This is a genomic window from Halorubrum cibi, from assembly GCF_900182635.1.
GTDB classification, from domain to species: domain Archaea; phylum Halobacteriota; class Halobacteria; order Halobacteriales; family Haloferacaceae; genus Halorubrum; species Halorubrum cibi.
In genome coordinates this window covers 167,735-187,458 of record NZ_FXTD01000008.1, presented here as the reverse complement: position 1 = coordinate 187,458, position 19,724 = coordinate 167,735, and the positions used below count along the sequence as shown (strand labels likewise).

At 65.6% G+C, this 19,724-nt stretch carries 12 protein-coding genes, 1 tRNA gene and 1 pseudogene; 8 read left to right on the top strand and 6 right to left on the bottom strand.

Annotated features, from left to right (window positions below; genetic code table 11):
- The first annotated feature begins 505 nt into the window (after positions 1–505).
- Entirely contained in the window at positions 506–1,897 is a 1,392-nt protein-coding gene (locus FN829_RS11885) for an ATP-binding protein (protein ID WP_142987187.1), read from the top strand.
- Positions 1,898–1,934: 37 nt separating this feature from the next.
- On the opposite strand, the gene FN829_RS11880 is transcribed toward FN829_RS11885, so the two are convergent.
- The 3 genes from FN829_RS11880 to FN829_RS11870 all read right to left on the bottom strand — a co-directional run bounded on the left by FN829_RS11880 (position 1,935) and on the right by FN829_RS11870 (position 3,685).
- Positions 1,935–2,756, bottom strand: coding sequence for an SWIM zinc finger family protein (locus tag FN829_RS11880; protein WP_142987186.1), 822 nt, complete (start codon positions 2,754–2,756; stop codon positions 1,935–1,937).
- Positions 2,757–2,953: 197 nt separating this feature from the next.
- A tRNA-Arg gene (locus tag FN829_RS11875) sits at positions 2,954–3,026 on the bottom strand.
- Between the two features lie 50 nt (positions 3,027–3,076).
- Positions 3,077–3,685 (bottom strand): TetR/AcrR family transcriptional regulator, encoded by a 609-nt coding sequence (locus FN829_RS11870; protein ID WP_142987185.1) that lies wholly within the window; start codon positions 3,683–3,685, stop codon positions 3,077–3,079.
- A 236-nt stretch (positions 3,686–3,921) separates the two neighbouring features.
- Here FN829_RS11870 and FN829_RS11865 point away from each other — a divergent pair, with 236 nt between their 5' ends.
- From FN829_RS11865 to FN829_RS11835, 7 genes are all read left to right on the top strand, one after another.
- Positions 3,922–5,625, top strand: a complete 1,704-nt coding sequence (locus tag FN829_RS11865; protein ID WP_142987184.1) for a COG1361 S-layer family protein — start codon at positions 3,922–3,924, stop codon at positions 5,623–5,625.
- The gene (locus FN829_RS11860) at positions 5,626–8,112 is read left to right on the top strand and encodes an efflux RND transporter permease subunit (protein WP_142987183.1); all 2,487 of its coding nucleotides are present in this window, start codon (positions 5,626–5,628) and stop codon (positions 8,110–8,112) included.
- 80 nt (positions 8,113–8,192) lie between these two features.
- Entirely contained in the window at positions 8,193–9,893 is a 1,701-nt protein-coding gene (locus tag FN829_RS11855; RefSeq protein ID WP_142987182.1) for a PAS domain-containing protein, read from the top strand.
- A 49-nt stretch (positions 9,894–9,942) separates the two neighbouring features.
- Positions 9,943–10,416, top strand: coding sequence for a ribosomal protein S18-alanine N-acetyltransferase (gene rimI / locus FN829_RS11850; RefSeq protein WP_142987181.1), 474 nt, complete (start codon positions 9,943–9,945; stop codon positions 10,414–10,416).
- A gap of 154 nt (positions 10,417–10,570) precedes the next feature.
- Positions 10,571–12,370, top strand: a complete 1,800-nt coding sequence (gene pepF, locus FN829_RS11845) for an oligoendopeptidase F (RefSeq protein ID WP_142987180.1) — start codon at positions 10,571–10,573, stop codon at positions 12,368–12,370.
- 91 nt (positions 12,371–12,461) lie between these two features.
- Positions 12,462–13,595: an aminopeptidase gene (locus FN829_RS11840; protein ID WP_142987179.1), complete on the top strand. Its 1,134-nt coding sequence runs from the start codon at positions 12,462–12,464 to the stop codon at positions 13,593–13,595.
- Between the two features lie 152 nt (positions 13,596–13,747).
- On the top strand, positions 13,748–14,239 hold the full coding sequence (locus FN829_RS11835) for a CBS domain-containing protein (protein WP_142987178.1): 492 nt from the start codon (positions 13,748–13,750) through the stop codon (positions 14,237–14,239).
- A 71-nt stretch (positions 14,240–14,310) separates the two neighbouring features.
- Here the strand turns inward: FN829_RS11835 and FN829_RS11830 are convergent.
- The 3 genes and pseudogenes from FN829_RS11830 to FN829_RS11820 all read right to left on the bottom strand — a co-directional run bounded on the left by FN829_RS11830 (position 14,311) and on the right by FN829_RS11820 (position 19,630).
- Positions 14,311–15,610, bottom strand: a pseudogene (locus tag FN829_RS11830) (RNA-guided endonuclease InsQ/TnpB family protein).
- Positions 15,611–16,231: 621 nt separating this feature from the next.
- Positions 16,232–17,317 carry a TrmB family transcriptional regulator gene (locus FN829_RS11825; RefSeq protein WP_142987176.1) on the bottom strand — a complete coding sequence of 362 codons (1,086 nt, stop codon included), beginning with the start codon at positions 17,315–17,317 and terminating at the stop codon, positions 16,232–16,234.
- 57 nt (positions 17,318–17,374) lie between these two features.
- A complete protein-coding gene (locus FN829_RS11820; RefSeq protein WP_142987175.1) occupies positions 17,375–19,630 on the bottom strand; it encodes an alpha-amylase family glycosyl hydrolase in 2,256 nt (751 codons plus the stop codon).
- Between the last annotated feature and the right edge of the window lie 94 nt (positions 19,631–19,724).

The window sequence follows — 19,724 nt, the reverse complement described above, 5'->3', positions numbered from 1 at the left end:
TCAGACGAGAACTCTACCGCAAACCCGGACGAAAAGCGCTCAAATACGCCGTCAAAGCAACTCTCTGAAATCAACAATGTGCTACACAAGAGCGTTCTTGCTATTTTGACGCAGATTATACTACCTGGACGATCGCGATGCCCTCCCCGAACGAGAGCATTACCACCGAGACCACCTAGGAGATGCCAAACCAACTCAGACCGTTCAGAAATTCGTGGCCCTGTTGAACTCCTACTAATTCGCCACCATCTATGAGATATGATAGTCGCTGGAACTGACTTTTCGTTGCCATATCATCTCAAATGACACAAATAGTTTATAAATCCCTTTCGTGATTTGAGACAAAAAGTAGTATTTCCAATAAGATTGCCACCGTATATGTTCGATCTCGGATCTATTCCAATTTTGCTTTGATGGAATCCTCGGTCGATGATATCTCTAAATATGATATTCTATAATATGATTATTCAGAATATTTTTATCTCACACCCACTAATTCAGCGCCATGACAGACTTCGTGAACCGCTCGGAGGAGTTAGATCGGCTTCACGGCCTTTTCGACTCGGAGAATGCGGATCTCGCTGTCGTGTACGGGCGGCGACGGCTGGGAAAGACGAGACTCGTCAAGAAGGCGCTTGAGGGGCGAGAGAACGCGGTCTTCTATCAGGCACGACAGAAGACGCGGGAACTCCAACTGGAACAGTTCATCGAGGTCGCGGCTGACACAGTTCCTGGTATCGAAGATATTCGTCCCGATTGGGAGCGGCTGTTCAGGTATCTGGCCGAACAGAACGCGATCGTCGTCCTCGACGAGTTTCCGTACCTGATCGAGCAGGACGAGAGTCTTCCGTCCGTGTTACAGGCGTTGTTCGACCACGAGTTCGACGAGTCGGAGACGACGTTCGTTCTGGTCGGGTCGTCGATCAGCATGATGGAGGAAGCGACGCTGCTCGGAGACAGCCCGCTGTACGGGCGGACGTCCCTCACGCTCGACATCCGTGAACTCTCGTTCGACGCCGCGACGGAGTTTCTACCAAACGATGCGACAGCGGACGAGGCCGTGCGTGCGTGGAGTGTGTTCGGTGGTGTCCCCTACTACCTCGAGGAACTCGACACGGATCGATCGCTCGGCGAGAACATCCAACAGACGGTGTTGACTCGTCACGGATCGCTCCGCAACGAGCCGGAGCACGTCCTCCGAATGGAGCTGACAGAGCCGACGCGCTACTTCTCGATCCTCGAAGCGATCGCCGGCGGGGCAACCGGCCGCAACGAGATCGCTGGCGTGACCGGCATCGACTACAACCAGCTATCGACGTATTTGGACCGGCTCTCACGGCTTCGGCTCATCGAACGACACGTACCGGTGACCGAGAAGCCGGAGCGATCCAAGCGGAGTCAGTACCGACTTCGGGATCCCCTATTCCGGTTCTGGTTCCGATTCCTGTACGGGAGTGCGGATCGGTACGACCAGTTCGGCGACGAGGCCTACGAACGACTCATCGAACCGGAACTGCCCGATTTCGTCGCTCCCGCCTTCGAGCAACTGTGTTGTGAGGCCCTGTGGACGCTGTACGATGAGACGCCGATCGTTGACGTCGGACAGTGGTGGTATCAGGACCACGAGATCGACGTCGTCGGGCTTACCGGCGAGGACACGCTCGTCGTCGGCGAGTGTAAGTATCAGGAGTCGCCGCTCGACTACAGCGCGCTGGCATCGCTGGAGACACACGTTGAGGAACTCCGATGGCAGCCGTCGGGCGGCGGCACGCGGACCGTCGAATACGCGCTGTTCTCTCGGAGCGGGTTTACGGACAGCATCCGCGAAGCCGCCGCCGATCGCGACGATGTACGTCTTTACACGATCGGCGATATCGTCGCCGCGCTCGGAGAGTGAGCAACTGAAGCGCGGCGAAAAGCGAGACAGCGGAGAATCAATTATCTCGCCACTCAGTGAAGGTTTCCTCCAACTCCATCGCTGCGCGCTCGAAGTGCTCGCTGAGCAACGATGTCCCGGACGTCGCCCGGTCCTCGAGGAACGCGACAGCGTCGGCGACCTCCTCAGCGTCAACATCTTCGGCCGCCACGCAATCGACGTACCCGTCGAGCGCTCGCGTGAATCTCTGCGAGAAGTGATCATACGCTCCGTCGACGCGCTCCATGTTATCGTCGAGTGATTCCACGAGGGCACGATATACTGCCGCCGCCGACGCGTACCGTCCCTGATCGAGATACTCGCTCGCGAGGTCGAACCACTCCGAGAAATCGATCGGTTCGAAGACGACGAAGTAGTCGGGATTCGTCTCCTCGAACTGCCGGTTGATCGCAGCGCGCAGATCGTCGACCGACTGCGTCGACGACTCGCCGAAACGGGTAAAGAAGCGTTCGCGGACGGCAGCGTCGGTTGCCAGCGTCTCCCGGAGGAAGTCTCGGAGATCGTCGGCGTCGGCAGCCTTGAGTGCGGCGTCGAGCCGATCTCCCTCGTCCGGGGGACAGTCGTCGGCACACCGAAGCAACACGGCGACGACGTGCTTACACGCCTCCGGTCCGTCGTACGGACAGTCACACCACGGGTCGAACCCATCGGCTTCGAGGTCGACACGCACGTCGTACTGACGACTGCCGCTCACGACGGCGGCCACGGTAGCGTCAACCCGATGAATATCGAGGATCCGGTTCTCAGCAAGGTACCGCTCGCCGCGTTCGAAAACCGCGTCGGTACATATCTCCCGAACTGCTCCCTCCGTCACATCCATCGGTGTGAGTAGTGTTCCATCGCGATCCGGAAAAGTCGACACATGGATCTCGATTTCGTTCAAAACCGCAACGCTGCTTCTCTGAAAGACGTCAGTACCCCGCCGAAGTCATGCGCTTAGTAACGCTACGGACGCGACGGGATCCCCGAGAGCGAAGCAAGCGGAGGTCAGTCGCGCTCGTGAGTGAGCGAAGTGAACGGGCGCGACGGGATTTGAACCCGCGGCATCTTGGTCCGGAACCAAGTGCTCTGTCCGCTGAGCTACGCGCCCTCACGAGGTGGTCGTTCGGGCGAGCGTTTAACGCTTCTGACTCCCGTTTCTCACCTGACGAACAGGCCGTCGACGATCGTTTCGATCAGGGCGGTTTCGACCTCCTCGTACTCGGAGACGTGGAGGGCGGTGATGGGTGAGTCTTGCGCACGCGTGACGAAGATCAATGAGCGGAGCAGCCCGTTTATCAGATCGGGATCGTCGTACCGGACCTCGTCCATCGCCGCCCAGCGACTGGCGTAGGGGAGTTCGGTCTCCCGGGGGTCGGAACCGATCGACTCGCGGTCGTCCTCGGAGAGCTGGTCGTACAGCTGCTGGAGTTCGCCCCCGACGATCAGCCGGGAGGCGAGCGGGTTCGATCGGACCTCCCGAAAGGTGGTCCGGAGCATCGTTCGCACCTCCTCGCGCGGCGTCTCGGCCTCCGAAACCGCCGCCTCGATGTGCGCCTCGATCCGCTCCTGTTCGGCGCGGAGCACCGCGACGTACAGCGCCTCCTTCGAGTCGAAGAACTGGTAGAACGTGCTGGTACCGATGCCGACCGCCTCGGTGACGTCCTTGATCCGGGTGCGGTCGAAGCCGAACCGGGCGAACAGCTCGCCACCGTCCTCGACGAGCTGTGAGCGGATCCGGTCGCGCTCGGACTCGGAGAATCGGCTCATTGGTCCTCCCTCGCGTGAACGCTCCGGGGCGGTATGGCGCTGGTCATGCCGGCAGTAAGAATCCAAAAACAAAGGTGTTATTGATTCGTGGATTCACGTTTGAGTATGAAACGGACGCAGGACCACGCCGAAGGTCGACCGGAACGCGTCGGTTCTCGCGCGGGTCGATCGGACGATCGGGCGGCTTCGAACCGGGCGGGACGGCACCGATGCTCCGCCGTCGTTCGGAGGGATAGATGAACGCACGATCGATCCTCGTCGCTCTCGTGTCCGTGACGCTGTTGACGAGCGGGACGGCCGGTCTCGCCGTCGCGGCGACGACCGGCAGCGGAGCGGGAGCCGCTGGAGGGGTCGGCGGAGCGGGGAGCGGCGTCGGTGCCGCCACGGCCTCGACGACGACGCTCCAGCAGTCCGGCGGGCTGCTCCGCGGCTCCCCGGATCTGGCGGTCAGCACGTCGGACCCGACGCTCGATCCGGGCCGGACGAACACGCTGCCGCTTCAGATCACCAACGACGGCGACCTGGACCTCGGCACTGCGGAGGCGCGCTCGGTGGTCACGACCGCGCGGAACGTCCGCGTCGAAGCGGACGCCGAGGATACTCCCCTAACCGTCGAGACCGGGACCCTCGCGATCGGCGCCGTCACCGAGAACAAGCCGGGGGAGGCGCCGATCGCCGTGGCGGTCCCCCAAGATGTCGCAGAGGGGACCTACACGATCGACGTCGAGGTGAAGTACTCCTACACCTACCAGCAGTCGGGCGGGGTGACGTACGACCGCGAGCGGACGCTCACGACCGAGGTCGACGTCGAGGTCGACGACGACGCGCGCTTCGAGATCACGAACGCGACGACCGACGCGAAAGTCGGCGAGGATGGCGTCGTCGAGGCTGAGGTACGCAACATCGGGGCGGACGGCGCACGCGATCTCACGGTCGCCATGGCGTCGTCGAGCCCCCAAGTCACGTTCGGCGGAACCACGAGCGACACGGCGCAGATAGACTCGCTCGCGCCGAACGAGACCGCAACCGTCCGCTACGACGTCGCGTTCACGCCGGGCGCGTCGGTCCGGGAGTACGTCCTCGACGGGTCGGTCACCTTCGAGACGCCGGAGGGGTACCCGCGCGTCGACGAGGACCCGTCGGTCGGCGTGACGCCGCGGGCCGAACAGCGGTTCAGCGTCGCCGACGTCGAGGCGGACCTCTACGTCGGCGAGCAGGGCGACCTGTACGGAACGGTGACGAACGAGGGGCCGGACCCCGCACGCAACGTCGTCGTCCAGTTCGCGGAGGAGTCGCCGAACGTGATCCCGCGGGAGTCGTCGGTCGCGGTCGGAACGCTCGCGGCGGGTGAGTCCGGGTCGTTCCGGCTGCCGATCGAAGTCGGCGGCGAGGCGGAGCCGATCGAACGGACCTCCGACGTCGTCGTCCAGTACCGAAACGAGGAGAACGAGCGGCGGGCCTACCGCGACCTCGAGCTGCTGTACACGGTCGAGCCGCAGCGCGACCAGTTCGGTCTCGCCGTCGAGACGCGCGAGATCGAAGCCGGCGGGCAGGTCGATCTGGCCGTCGAGGTGACGAACGAACTCGACGAGCCGGTCACCGACGTGGAGGCGCGGCTGTTCGCCGATAGCCCGCTCGACAGCAGCAACGACGAGGGGTTCGTGTCGACGCTGGAGCCCGGCGAGTCGACGACGATGACGTTCGACCTCTCCGCGGAGTCGTCGGGGGTCACGAAGACGTATCCCGTCTCGTTCGACTTCCGGTACGACGACGCCGACGGCGACAGCCAGCTGTCGGACACGACCCGCGTCCCGATAACCGTCGTCGAGCCCGAGGAGAGCTCCCCGCTGTCGGGTATCGGGACCCTCCCGCTCGTGCTCGGCGTCCTCGTCGTACTCGCCGTCCTCGGGGGCGGCCTCTACGTCACACAGAGAGAATAGATGACCCGAGCCGGCCGGTGGATCGAGGACGCCACCACGCGACTCAACGAGGTCATCGTCTCGCGGCCGCGGACCGTCGTCGTCGCGTTCCTGCTCGCGACCGCGGTCTTCGCCGGCGGGATGACCGCCGTCGAGACGCAGACGAACCCGACGGAGGGGTTCTCGGAGGACCTCCCCGAACAGGAGGCGCTCGACGCGATCGAAAACGAGTTCGACGAGCCGTTCACGGCGGAGACGGAGCGGACGCAGCTGATCCACGACGGGAACGACGTTCTCACCCGCGAGGAGACGCTCACGATGTTGCGGCTGTTGGAGCGGATCGACTCCCGCGAGGACCTCCACATGTCGTCCGCGAACGGGGCCGCGACGGCCATTGCCGGGACGATCGATCCCTCGGCTGAGACGCCGGCGGAGATGCGGGCTGCGGTCGCGGGCGCGACCGACGCCGAGTTCCGTCGAGTCGTCCGGCGATTGAGCGAGAATCCGGGGTTCTCCGCGGCCGTCTCGGACGACTTCAACCCGACCGAGGCGTCCGCCTCGACGACGATCACGGTGATCAGACACGACGTGCCCCAGGGGGGAGCCGACCTCCAATCGATACAGACCGACGTCCGGACGCTCGCGAACGACGAGCCCGCGGACATCCGAACCTTCGGGACCGGGATCATCAACGCCGAGACGGGGCGGGTCATCGCCGACTCGCTGCTCATCGTGATGCCCGTCGTCGTCGTCCTGCTGTTGGGATTCCTCGTCGTCGCGTACCGCGACCCGATCGACTTGGCGCTCGGACTGTTCGCGCTGTTGATGACGCTGATCTGGACGTTCGGGTTCCTCGGCTTCTCGGGGATCCCGTTCGATCAACAGCAGATCGCCGTGCCGGTGTTGTTGCTCGCGGTCGGGGTCGACTTCGGGATCCACTTCATCAACCGGTACCGCGAGGAGACCGTCCAGGGGTACGACGCGGTGCCGGCGATGCGGACCGCCGCGAACCAGCTCGCGATCGCCTTCGTCATCGTCACCGTGACCGCGGTGTTCGGGTTCGGCGCGAACGTGACCTCCGGGCTCGACCCGATCCGGAACCTCGGGATCGTCTCGGCGGTCGGGATCGTCTTCACGTTCCTCATCTTCGGGCTGTTCTTACCGGCCGCGAAGCTCGAACTCGACCGGCTCAGAGAGCGGTACGGCGTGCCCGAGTTCGGCACCACGCCGATCGCCTCCGAGGAGTCCGCACTCGGCCGGCTGCTGGCCGTCTCGGTGTCGGTCGGCGAGCGCGCCCCGGCGGTGTTCGTCGTCCTCCTGCTTCTCACCGGCGGGGCGTTCGGCGCGTACGGGGCCGGCGTCGACACGACGTTCGAACAGGAGGACTTCCTCCCGCCGGAGGAGGAGCCGGGGTACGTCGAGTACATCCCCGAGCCGTTCGCGCCGAGCGAGTACACGGTCACCGAGACGTTGAGCCTGCTCGAGGACAGCTTCTCGGCGAGCCAAGACGCGTCGCTCACGGTGTACGTCGAGGGACCGTTCGAGGAGGACCACGCGCTGGAGGCGCTCGCCGCACCGACCGACGACCCGCCCGACACGCTGGCGGTCGGCGAGGGGGGACGCGCGGAGACGACGAGCATCGTGACGGTCATCCGGTCGCACGCGCGAAACGACGAGGAGTTCGCCGCGCTCGTCGCGCGCAACGACTTGAACGGGAACGGTATCCCCGACCGCAACCTCGAACGGATCTACGCGGCGCTGTTCGACTCGCCGGCCGCCTCGGATGCGGGTCGGTACCTCACCGACGACCGCCGCGGCGCGCAGGTCGAGTACACGGTCGAGAGCGGCGCGACCCAGAGCGAGGTCTCCGCGGACGGCCGGCAGCAGGCGGACCGATACCGCTACGCGGCGACCGCGACGGGACAGATCGTCGTCTTCGACGCGATCACCGCGATCATATTCGATTCGGCGATCCAGGGACTCGTGCTCGCCGTGGGGCTGAGCGGCGTGTTCCTCGTGATCACCTACGGCGTGCTGGAGGGGATGCCGATGCTCGGGATCGTGAACGTGTTCCCCATCACGATCGCCGTCACGTCGCTCGTCGGGACGATGCGGTTCCTCGGCTACCCGCTCAACGCTCTGACGGCGACGATCCTCTCCATCGCGATCGGGATCGGGATCGCCTACTCGGTCCACATCACCGCCCGGTTCGTCGACGAGTACCGCGAGAACGGCGACGTGGCGACGTCGCTGCGGACGACGCTCACGGGGACCGGGGGCGCGCTCGTCGGCAGCATGCTCACGACCGCGCTCGGGACCGGCGCACTGGGTCTCGCGATCACCCCCGTGCTCGGCGACTTCGGCGTCCTGATCGCGATGAGCGTGTTCTACTCGTTCGTCATCTCCGTGATCGCGCTCCCGCCCGCGCTGTTCCTCTGGGATCGACTCCGGTCCGGATCGCCGACTGCCGAGACGACCGCCCCCGTCGAGCCGACCGGCGACCCGTGACCGAGCGTCCACGGTAGTTTCCGTTTTGATAATTTGAGCGGGTGGGTTTATCTCCCGCACTCCGAACTCTCGACGAGTAGATGGAACCGCGTTCCTCCGGTCGACGGTCCGCCCCCGATGTCGCTTCAAGCGCCGCCGACGAGGGCTCGAAACGCCGGGGCCGGAACCGAACGGATCGGACGGAGCGGCCGCTCACTGACGGCTCGGTGATCGACGCGTCGAGCGGGATCGGAGCCGCTCCCGACCGGTTCCTCGCCGCGGTCGCCGTCGACGGCGAGGTGCTGTTCGCGGGGCCGTCGATGCCGGCGCTGATCGGCGGCGATCGGGCGGCCATTCGCGGGAACGACTTCCTCGAGTACGTCCATCCGAACGAGCGAGACGAGGTCTCGGACGCCCTCTCCGCGGTCGCGAACGAGCGGCGAGTCACCCATCGGATCCGCCGCGCGAACGGCGGATACGCCTGGGTGGAATCCGTCGTCGACGACGACCTCGCACCGGAGTTCGGCGGGCGGGTCGTCACCGGACGGCGCATCGACGTGGAGCGGACCTTCCCCGAGCGATTCCGCGAGTTCTTGGAGTACGGAACCGACATCGTCACCGTCGTCGACGCGGACGGCCGCGTGCGCTATGAGAGTCCCTCGGTCGAGGGAGTACTCGGGTACGAGCAGGGCTCGCTCGTCGGGCGATCCCCGCTCGGGTACGTCCATCCGGACGACCGGGACCGGATCACGGCGGAGTTCTACGAGGCGCTCGCGGATCCCGAACGCGTCGAGGCGTTGGAGTACCGATACCGGACCGCCGACGGCGACTGGGTCTGGCTCGAGTCGCGGGTGCGAGCGCTCCCCGACGACGCCGCGGTCGGCCGACTGGTCATCAACTCGCGTGACGTCTCCGAACGAAAGCGGCGCGAGCGCCGGCTCGCCGATCGGAACGAGCGGCTCGACCGCTTCGCGAGTATCGTCTCACACGACCTCCGGAATCCGCTGTCCGTGATCCGCGGATCGATGGAGATGGCGCGGCTGAAAGACGACACCGAACCGTTGGAGCGCGGCGAGCGCGCGACCGACCGGATCGAGCAACTGGTCAGCGAGCTCTTGACGCTCGCCCGGCAGGGGTCGGGAATGGACGAGCCGACCGAGTTCTCGCTCGAGGGAGTCGTCAACGACGCGTGGGGTACCGCCGGCGACGAGAAGGCGGAACTCGTCGTCGTCGACGACGCCCGGATCCGCGGTGACCGCGGACGGCTCCGCCAGGCGTTCGAGAACCTGTTTCGGAACAGTGTGGAACACGGTTCCACGGGCAGCCGGGCGAAGCCCGGCGACAGCGTCGAGCACGGCTCGACTAGCAGCCGGATTCCGGCGGAATCCAGCGACAGTGTGGAACACGGTTCCACAGGCAGCCGGACTGCGTCCGGCGACAGCGTCGAATACGGTTCGACTGACAGTCCAGCGGACTCCGGAAACGACGCACTCACGGTCGTCGTGAGCGCGACCGATCGCGGGATCGTCGTCGCCGACGACGGTCCCGGGATCTCCCCCGAACATCGACCGGACGTCTTCGACTCCGGCTTCACCACGCGGACCAACGGAACCGGCTACGGCCTCGATATCGTCCGCGAGATCGTCGACTCACACGGGTGGGAGATCGACGTCGTCGAACCGAATTCGGCGATCGAAGCCGATCCGCGGATCGCGGATCGGATCCCGGACGGGGCCCGTTTCGCGATCCGTGCGCCGACGCCGGCAACGGTCGACGCCGCGAAGCCGTGGATCGAACGGTGAGTCGGAACGAGCCCGTCGCGTTTATTCCGGGCGCTCACGAAGCGCGGACGTGACCCCCGCCGAGGTGACGATCCGCCCGGTCGAGCGCGCCGACCTCCTGTCGGTACTCCGGATCGAACGCGAGTGCTTCTCGGACCCGTGGCCGTACGACGCCTTCGAGCGGCTGATCGACGAACCGGCCTTCCTCGTCGCCGAGCGGGACGGGGCGGTGGTCGGGTACGTCGTCGCGGACGTCACCCCGAACGCCGGCCGCGACATCGGCCACATCAAGGACCTCGCGGTTCACCCCGACGTTCGAGGTCGAGGGATCGGCCGGGCGCTGTTGCGCGCCGGGCTCGGACGGCTCCGAACCGCCGGGGCGGCCGTCGTCAAGCTCGAGGTCCGGGAGGGCAACGATCCCGCTCGGTCGCTGTACGCGACCGAGGGGTTCGAGCCGGTTCGGCGGGCGAAGCGGTACTACCGCGACGGCGAGGACGCGCTCGTGCTCGTGGTGGACCTCGCGGAGTGGATCCACGGCGGGTGATCGCTTCGACCGCCTCCTGCTTCGACCGCCTCCTGCTTCGACCGCCTCCTGCTTCGACCGCCTCCCGCTTTGACTGCGTCCCGCCTCGACCGTTTCGAGGTCTCCCATTTCCGCCTTTGACAAGGCTTAGTGCCGAGGGGGTCGACGGGGACGTATGAGTTCGGTTCCCGAGCGGTCCGAGATCGACGAGGCGTACAAGTGGGACCTCGAGAGCGTGTTCGCCGACGACGAGACGTGGGCGGCCGCCTACGAGGACGTCGAGGGTCGGATCGACGAGCTCGGAGCCTACGAGGGTCGCGTCACGGAGAGCCCGGAGACGCTCCTCGAGCTGTTGAGACTCCGAGAGGAGGTGTTTCGCGAGCTGTCGGCGGTCTCGGTGTACGCACAGCTCCGGAGCGCGGAGGACACGCGGAACCAGGAGTACCAGGCGATGTCCGCGAGAGCGTCCTCGCTCCAGTCGGAGGCCTCGAGCGCGATCTCGTACCTTCAGCCGGAGCTCCAGTCGCTCACGGAGGAACGGCTCGCCGAGTACCTCGAGATGGAGCCCGCCCTCGCCGAGTACGAGCACTACCTGGAGGACGTGTTGCGGATGAAACCGCACACGCGCTCGGCGGAGGTCGAGGAGGTGCTCGCGAACCTCTCGGAGGTCACGAGCGCCCCGAGCGAGATATACTCGATGCTGACGAACGCGGACATGAGCTACGGCGTCGTCGAGGACCCCGACGGCGAGGAAGTGGAGATCACTCAGGCCAACTTCACGAAGCTCCAGACGAATTCGGACCGCGCGTTTCGCGAGCGGGTTCACGAGACCTTCTACGACGAGTGGGCCGACGTCCGAAACACCGTGGGGACGAGCCTCGAGAAGGCGGTGCGCGAACACGTCGCGAGCGCGGGGATCCGCGATTACGACACCGCCCGCGAGGCCGCCCTCGACGGCTCGAACGTCCCCGTCGAGGTGTACGACGCGCTCGTCGACACGGTCGACGAGAACCTCGGGACGCTCCACCGGCACGCCGAGCTGAAAGAGCGGGCACTCGACGTCGACACGCTGGAAAGCCACGACCTCTACATGTCGCTGACGGGCGATCAGGGACCCGACGTGGAGTACGACCAGGCCGTCGAGTGGATCGTCGAGGCGGTCGCGCCGCTCGGCGAGGCGTACCAGGAGCGGATGGCCGAGGGCCTCGAGAGCCGCTGGGTCGACGTCTACGAGAACCGCGGGAAGCGCTCCGGCGCGTTCTCCTCGGGGACCTACGACACCCAGCCGTACATCCTGATGAACTACCAGGACGACGTGACCTCAATGTACACGCTGGCGCACGAACTCGGCCACTCGATGCACTCCGAGCTCGCGGGCGATGCCCAGCCGTGGCACGACGCGAGCTACGACATCTTCGTCGCCGAGATCGCCTCCACCGTCAACGAGACGCTCCTCACCCACCACTTGCTCGAGACCGTCGAGGACGAGGAGCTCCGGACGCACGTCCTCGACGAGTACCTCGAACGGTTCCGATCCACGCTGTTCCGCCAGACCATGTTCGCGACGTTCGAACAGCGGATCCACGAGCGCGTCGAGGCGGGCGAGGCGCTCACGCCGGACGTGCTTGACGAGCTGTACGCCGACATCAAAGGCGAGTACTACGAACCCGCCGAACTCACCGGCGGCATCGAGCGCGAGTGGGAGCGAATACCGCACTTCTACTACGATTTCTACGTCTACCAGTACGCGACCGGGATCTCGGCGGCCGCCGCGATCGTCGAGCGCGTCCTCGAGGAGGGCGAGTCCGCCGCGGCCGACTACCGCGAGATGCTGAAGGCGGGCGGTTCCGACTACCCGCTCGAGGTCGTCGAACTCGCCGGAATCGACATGGCCTCGCCCGACCCGATCGAGTCGGCCGTCGGAGTCTACGACGACTACCTCGACGAGGTCGCGGCGCTCCTGGATCTGGAGTAGCGAGTTCTCACGCGTCGCGGGCGTGCGCCTCGAGCGTCTCCAGGTCGACCGCGCCGGCACCGATTTACCTCCCGCCCGCGACTCGTCGATCATGGACGAACGCGTACGCGAACACGCCGAAGTGCTCGTCGACTGGAGCGCGCGGGTCGATCCGGGAGACCGGGTCGTCGTGAGCGTCGCCGAGGACGCCCACGACCTCGGCGTCGCGGTCGCCGAGGCGCTCGGCGAACGGGGCGCGGCCGTGACGACGCTGTACGGCTCCGAGGAGATGACTCGCGCGTACCTGAAGGCACACGAGGACGCCGCCGGAGACGCCCGCGGTGACGGCTTCCCCGACCCCGCCGTCGACCGCGCCCTCTTCGAGGCGGCCGACGTCTACCTCCGACTGGGCGGCGGCCGAAACACGGCCGGAACCGCCGACGTCGACGGGGACACGCGCCGGTCCTACGCGAAGGCCCGTCAGGCGGTTCGCGAGGCGCGAATGGCCACCGACTGGGTGTCGACGGTCCATCCGACCCGCAGCCTCGCCCAGCAGGCCGGGATGGCCTACGAGGAATACCGCGACTTCGTCTACGACGCCGTCCTCCGCGATTGGGAGGCGCTCGCCGGGGAGATGGCGGAGATGAAGCGGATCCTCGATGCGGGCGAGGAGGTCCGGATCCACACCGAACGCGAGGACGCGCCCGATACCGACCTGACGATGTCGATCGCGGGCCGGACGGCGGTCAACTCCGCGGCATCGGTGGCGTACGACTCGCACAACCTGCCCTCCGGCGAGGTGTTCACCGCGCCGTACGACGCCGAGGGCGAGATCTTCTTCGACGTGCCGATGACGATCGATTCGACCCGCGTCAGGAACGTCCGCCTCGTCTTCGAGGAGGGCGAGGTCGTCGACTTCTCGGCGGAGGCGGGCGAGGACGCGCTCGCGAGCGTCCTCGAGACGGACCCGGGAGCCCGTCGGCTCGGCGAGCTCGGCATCGGGATGAACCGCGGGATCGACCGGTTCACCGACTCCATCCTCTTCGACGAGAAGATGGGCGACACGGTCCATCTCGCGGTCGGCCGCGCCTACGACGCCTGCCTGCCGGACGGCGAGCCGGGCAACGACAGCGCGGTCCACGTCGACATGATAAGCGACGTGAGCGCGGATTCGATCCTGACCGTCGACGGCGAAGTCGTCCAGCGCGACGGGACCTTCCGATGGGAGGACGGTTTCGGGAACTGATCGACCGGACCCGTCGGCGTCGTTACCGTCCTCGAAGACGAGACGAACGATTTCGGACGGACCTCCGTGATTTCGTGTCGTTCGTACCGCAACCGCGTCTCGACGCGACGCTCGTCGTAACGACTACCACCCGTGACCGCGAGGGTTCAGGTATGAACGCACGCGACCTGATGGTCGAGGACGTGAAGACGGTCTCTCCGGACGACGACGTGAGCGACGTCTTCCACAAGTTCGCCCGCAACCCCTTCTCCGGGTTCCCGGTCGTCGACGACGACGGGGTCGTCATCGGCGTGATCACGGAGTCCGACCTCGTCGACCTGTTCGAACCGGAAGAGGAGACGCTGTGGATCCCGATCGGCCTCCCGCCGTTCGTCGATACGCTGACGTACCAGGTAAAACCGCCGTGGGGCGATCTCGACCTCGGGATCGACCTCGTGCGAAACGCCGATCGTCCCATCGCCGAAGTGATGACCGCCGACCCGGCCACGGTGAGCCCCGACGACGACGTGGACGAGGTGCTCGAGCTGCTCTCGGGCGGCGACCCCGACATCAACCGCCTACCGGTCGTCGACGACGACGGAGTCCTGATCGGGCTCATCGCCAGACAGGACGTGATCCGCGCGTTCCGCGACCGCCGGATGTAAACTACCCTACTTCGCTCCCCCATACGGGGTTCGCTCGTTGAGGGTAGGGCTTTGATGTGGACTCCCAGCAATCAGTCGCCAGCAATGGGCTGGTGACTCTTGCCGTTCAACGTCACCAGAACGCGGAGCGTTCTGGTTGGCTCACGAGAGCTCTGCTCTCGTGAACGTCCCACCAGTTATACGCACGTCTACTGGTGCCTCTCCGCTCCCCGACTTGGGCGAGGAACGGAGTCTGTGTTGTCGCTTTCGGGCATAGCGTAGCCCGATATTCTTCGCTGTATTGTAGTCTGCGTTGACCTCGTAGCCACACTTCTGGCAATGGAAGTGTTCGCCGTCACGGTTCGACTCGTGCGTGAACCCACAGTCCGTTCGAGAACAGCGTTGGGACGTGTGGTTCGGCTCAACTTGCTTCACGGAGACGCCCTGTTCGGGCGCTTTGTACTCCACATACTCGGCGAGGTGTCGGAACACCCAGATGTGGTGCCACTTCGCCTGTGGAAGTTGCTCTCGGATGTTGGTCAAGTCCTCAAACACAATAACACCGCAATCGTGATCGACAGCTTCCGAGACGATTTCGTTGGCAACGGTGTGGATGTACTGTTTCCGCCACGCTTCTTCCCGCTTTCCGAGGCGAAGCAGGGCGTCGTGCGCCGCTTGCGTCCCGCGCTGTTGCATCTCACCACGTCGCTTCTCGAATTCACGGCACCAGTGATCGTATTCGTCGCCCTGCCAGAACGTGCCGGTCGAAGCTACTGCGAGGCTGTTGACGCCGAGGTCGATACCAAGAACTGTTTGGTGCTCGGTATCTTCCGAAACCTCGGACTCGTCGGTATCGTACTTTCGCGTCGTGATGTGGAAGTAAAACTCGTCAGTCGCCTTGTCGTATTGGAGTGTGCTCGCCCGGAACTCGTAGTCCTCGGAGAGAACGTACTGTTCGTAGGGAGTCGGGCTATCCGCCGGAAGTTCAAAGTCGCACTCGACGCGCCCGTTGACAGTCGAGAGAGACACACGGTTGCGGTAGAACGTCGCGCTTCGCTTGTCGTAGACCATGCTCCACGACGTGAACTCCGGCTGGCTCACGCGTTTGCCCTGTTTCCACCGTTCGACGCATCCTTTCGTCGCTTGGACGGCACGACGGATCGCCTCTTGAACGAGGTTCGCAGTAAGATCAGTTTCCTCTCGTAGTTGTTCGTAGAGCGCGTCCCGTGCCGTCGAGTTCGCCGTAACGCAGTTGGCGTAGGAGTCGTCGTCCCAACAGAATTCAGCGGCACGATTCGCACAGTGAAGGAACTGTCGCGCGGATTCGTGGAGGTCGTCGTACCGCTCATCGGGAACAACAAGCTTGACCGGCGCAGTTCGACGCACCTCCATGTTTCAGATTACTATCTAACGGCTCTGTTGAAATCCTATTCTTCAGATATATTCTCGCCTGAAACAGCCGGTCGATGAGAGCTGCGGACGAACCAGCATACCCAGCGAAAACTACTGCGGATTCACAGAGAGTTCGAGAGTTTTGAGACCAAGATAGACCATTACTCCGACAAAAAGGCCCTCCATAGCTGCGTTCACTACCGTAGACTCGATGAACGTCAGCTGTACTACTTGAGTGACTGCTACACCAAGAGCCGCAAGAACGCCAGCGGCGAACACAAATTTGAGCCTGACCATATCCCACGTAGAAACGATATATCAATAGCTCTGGTGGTAGATCGCACTTGGGATGTTCTTTTCGTCTATCTATCCTATACTGAACATTTTTCTGTACTGAACAATTTGCGCTTCATCTGTACTGACCGCCACCGAGTCGAAATATATCACTTTCTAAGGATTTCAACAGAGCCTATCTAACGGTACTTATCCGTTGAGGAGTCAGGTAGCTACCGTCGTGCGGTTGCGTCGTGCGTTGCCAGTTTCCTCTCCGACCTACTCGCTCGCTATGCTCGCTCCTTGAGGTCGGAGGCTCCACCTCGAATTATGCTGAACGACGACCGGTCACTCGATCTCGATCCGAGTGAGATCCGCCAGCACGTCCTCGACGAACGCGCCCTGCCCGCCGACCGAGACGGGGCCGTCGTCGGTCTCGATCGTGAGCGAGTTCTCGACGGGGAACTCGTTGGTCGTCGGCTCGATCATCGCCTGCTTGACCGATCGGACGCGGCCGCTCACCTCCACCGGTTCGGCGTCCTCGTCGATCCGTCTCCCGGCGACCGTCGCGCGGACGGTCTCGCCCTCCCTGAGGTGTCGCGTGGCTTGGAACACCGCGTGTCTGAAGTCCTCGTACTCGGCCGGGAGCGCGGTCGGACCCGCGAGCGACACCTCGGTCGCGGCGGGCCAGTAGTTCCCCAGGAAGGCGCCCACGATGACGGGCGAGAGCTGCTCTTGGGCGAAGACGATCGCCTGCCGGTCGGAGTCGGACCGCCGCAACAGCTCGGGGGGAGCGATCAGCCCCCTCCCGGTGTCGATCGTAAGGATCGTCGGCATCGGCTCGCTCCAGGCTCGAACGACGCTCGCGATCCGGTCGAGGTTCGGGTCCGTTCCCTCGGTCTCTCCGAGCGCGTCACGAACGCCGTCCGCGTCCTCGATGTCCGTGACCACGAGCAGCACGAGAACCCCGCGATCGACCGCATCCGCCAGCGCGTCCCGGACCGCGGAGAGGCGTCTCGCGGGGATCGACAGCGTCAGCTCCGCGTCGGCCCCGTCGAGGAGCGACCGGATCCGTTTGATGACGGTGACGCGGGATTTGACCACCTCGAACTGTTCGGTTTCGCGCTCCGCCCGCGAGTACCGCTCCTCGAGACCGGGTCGGATCGCGTCCGCGTCCGATCGAAGTCGCTCGATCACCTCTCCGGGAGGGCTGGCTCGGACCGTCGTCGGCACGGCGTGGTCGTGGACCTCGACGAACCCGCGGTCGGCGAGCGACTCGCTCACGCTATACACGTAGCGTTTCGAGACGCCCGCGGCGTCGGCGACGGTGCTGGCTTTCGCCTCGCCGTACTCGAGGAGGGTGAGGTACGTGTCGATCTCCTTCTCGGAGAGCCCGAACCGACCGAGGAGACCCGTCAGCGTCCGGTCGTCCATACGTCGAACCGGAGGACGCGACACTTATACCGGTCGGTGCCGGCCGGGACGGCCGTCTCACGCGAGAACCGCGACGTGCTCGACGACGACCTCTCCACCTGCGGGGTCGTCGGCGAACAGCTCCCGGTCGACGCGGTCCGGAACCTCCACGGTGGCCGGCGCGTCCGCGAAGTTCACCACGACGAGCAGGCGGTCGGCGGTCCCCTCGTTTCGCGTCGAATCGGCCGTCCGCGCGTACGCGGTCACCCGGTCCGGGTCGCCGTCGACGACCTCGATCGCCGACCGTCCGCCGGAGAAGTCGACCGCACGCGAACGGAGGGCTGGCTCGGCGTCCCGGAGCGCCGAGAGCCGTCGGTGGTACGCGGTGAGCGCGTTGTCGCCGTCGTGCCAGCGGAACGGGCCTCGAGTCGTCTCGTTGCCGCGCTCCTGGCCCGCGTACACCATCGGCGCGCCGGGGAGGGTGAACGTCGCCGCGGCGGCCGCACGCAGCGCCGCCTCGCCGTGCGACGCCAGGTAGCGGTCCTCGTCGTGGTTCTCGACGTAGCGCAGCTGTGCGCTCGGATCGTCGAAGCCGAGCCATCGCGCGCGCTCGAACGCGTCCGCCAGCGCGTCGGCCGGCTCCCGTCCCGCCCCGATCGCGTTCAACGTCCCGTACAGCGAGGTGTCGTAATGGAGGTCGAACTCGCCCTCGCCGTAGAAGGGGTCGTGCGGGAGCGTCTCGTCGAGCAGCAGGAAGTCGTCGGGAACGCGGTCGGCGACCTCCTTCCAGAATCCGTGGGAGACGCCCCAGGCCACGTCCGCGCGGAACCCGTCGACGACGCCCGACCACTCGTCGACGACCGACAGCATCCACGCCCGGACGGCGGGATCGTCGTAGTTCAGGTTCGGGATCCGCTCCCAGTCGAAGCGGTACTCGGGGGCCTCGCCGGCGGGCAGCGCCGCCCAGTCGACTCCCGCCGCGTCGACGGCGGCGTCGGTCCGACGGTATCGGTCGGCGTACGCCGGCACGCCGGCCGAGTGGAGCTGGAACGCCGGGTGGTCCCGCGAGGTGTGGTTGATCACCAGATCGAAGATCACCCGTATCCCGGCGTCGTGGCAGGCGTCGACCAGCGACTCGAACGCCGCCCGCGAGCCGAGGTCGGCGGCCGTCTCGAAGTAGTCGGTGACGTGGTAGCCGTGCTCGGTCGGCGAGGCGAGTACGGGCGTCAGCCAGAGTGCGTCGACCCCGAGGCTCACCAGGTACTCGACCCTGCGCTCGATCTCCCCGAACGTCGTCGGGAGCGTGTCGCCGGCGAAGGAGCGAACGTACGCCTCGTACACCGTCGGCGACTCGGCCCACGCCGGCCGAGCGTGGGGATCGGCGGCCGTCGGCCGCCCGTCCGCGTCGCGACCGAGTCGCAGGGTCGCCGCCGCGCCGTGCCGCTCCGCGTGGGGGACCGCGTGGATCCGGAGTCCGTTCCGGCTTCCGTCGGTCCCTTCGAGGTCGGCGAGCGGAACCGACAGCGTGTGCCCCTCCGCACGGCCCTCGATCCGTTCGATCGTCTCGGGGTCCGCGTCCCGGTCATCGACCAGAAAGGTCACCTCGACGTCTTCCGGATCCGTCTCCGAGTCCGGCGGGACGTCGACGTCGGCGGTCACCACGAGACGGAGGCCGCCGATGTCGTCTCCTGCGCCATCGTAGTCGCCGCTGGCGTTCCCGCCACCGCGCTCGACCCGCCAGTCGAGCGAAAGCCGAGGACGCCCCGGCCCCTCGACCTCGTGGACGACGTGGCGTTCGTTGGCGCGGTCGTCGTTGGCGACGAAGCCGACGCCGTGACGGCCCGGCGGGACGCGGGTCCGGTAGACCCACTCGTCGCCCTCGCGAGTCGGCCGGTCGCGAGCGAGCAGGCGGTCGTTGTGCCGCCACAGGAGCGAGACCCGGTCGACCGCGTCGTCGTCGACCGGAAAGTCGTCCGCGTGGACGCGGATCGTCGTCTCGCGACGCTCGTCCGGAAAGACTCGCACGCGCTGGCGGTGGGAACCGTCCGGGGCGTCGAGCCGCAGGACGTACGTTCCCGGCGCGTCCGGGTGGAGGTGAACCACCGGGTCGTCGGGGCGGCCGGTATCGCCGGGCTCGAGGACGGCAGCGTCCCGTTCGTCGCTGGAGTCGTCGTCGGTGGAGTCGTCGTCGGTGGAGTCGTCGTCGGTGGCGCCACCGTCGGCGGGCGCCTCGACCAGCGTCCACTCGTATCGCTCCGACGGGTCCGGAGCGCGGGGAGCCAACTCGACCGGTCGCCCGACGCTCGTCACTCGCGGCGGGCCGGGCTCGTACATATCCTCACCCGAGCGCGGACGCGCTTGAACGTTTCCGACACGAAAAATCGTGATTGATAATTTCACCAAAGGTTCATCCCCGTTCGACACGTTC

What these genes read in the sequence shown, in the direction of transcription:
- FN829_RS11885 (WP_142987187.1), top strand. Translation starts at nt 506, where the DNA reads ATGACAGACTTCGTGAACCGCTCGGAGGAGTTAGATCGGCTTCACGGC.
- FN829_RS11880 (WP_142987186.1), bottom strand. Translation starts at nt 2,756, where the DNA reads ATGGATGTGACGGAGGGAGCAGTTCGGGAGATATGTACCGACGCGGTT.
- FN829_RS11870 (WP_142987185.1), bottom strand. Translation starts at nt 3,685, where the DNA reads ATGAGCCGATTCTCCGAGTCCGAGCGCGACCGGATCCGCTCACAGCTC.
- FN829_RS11865 (WP_142987184.1), top strand. Translation starts at nt 3,922, where the DNA reads ATGAACGCACGATCGATCCTCGTCGCTCTCGTGTCCGTGACGCTGTTG.
- FN829_RS11860 (WP_142987183.1), top strand. Translation starts at nt 5,626, where the DNA reads ATGACCCGAGCCGGCCGGTGGATCGAGGACGCCACCACGCGACTCAAC.
- FN829_RS11855 (WP_142987182.1), top strand. Translation starts at nt 8,193, where the DNA reads ATGGAACCGCGTTCCTCCGGTCGACGGTCCGCCCCCGATGTCGCTTCA.
- pepF (WP_142987180.1), top strand. Translation starts at nt 10,571, where the DNA reads ATGAGTTCGGTTCCCGAGCGGTCCGAGATCGACGAGGCGTACAAGTGG.
- FN829_RS11840 (WP_142987179.1), top strand. Translation starts at nt 12,462, where the DNA reads ATGGACGAACGCGTACGCGAACACGCCGAAGTGCTCGTCGACTGGAGC.
- FN829_RS11835 (WP_142987178.1), top strand. Translation starts at nt 13,748, where the DNA reads ATGAACGCACGCGACCTGATGGTCGAGGACGTGAAGACGGTCTCTCCG.
- FN829_RS11825 (WP_142987176.1), bottom strand. Translation starts at nt 17,317, where the DNA reads ATGGACGACCGGACGCTGACGGGTCTCCTCGGTCGGTTCGGGCTCTCC.
- FN829_RS11820 (WP_142987175.1), bottom strand. Translation starts at nt 19,630, where the DNA reads ATGTACGAGCCCGGCCCGCCGCGAGTGACGAGCGTCGGGCGACCGGTC.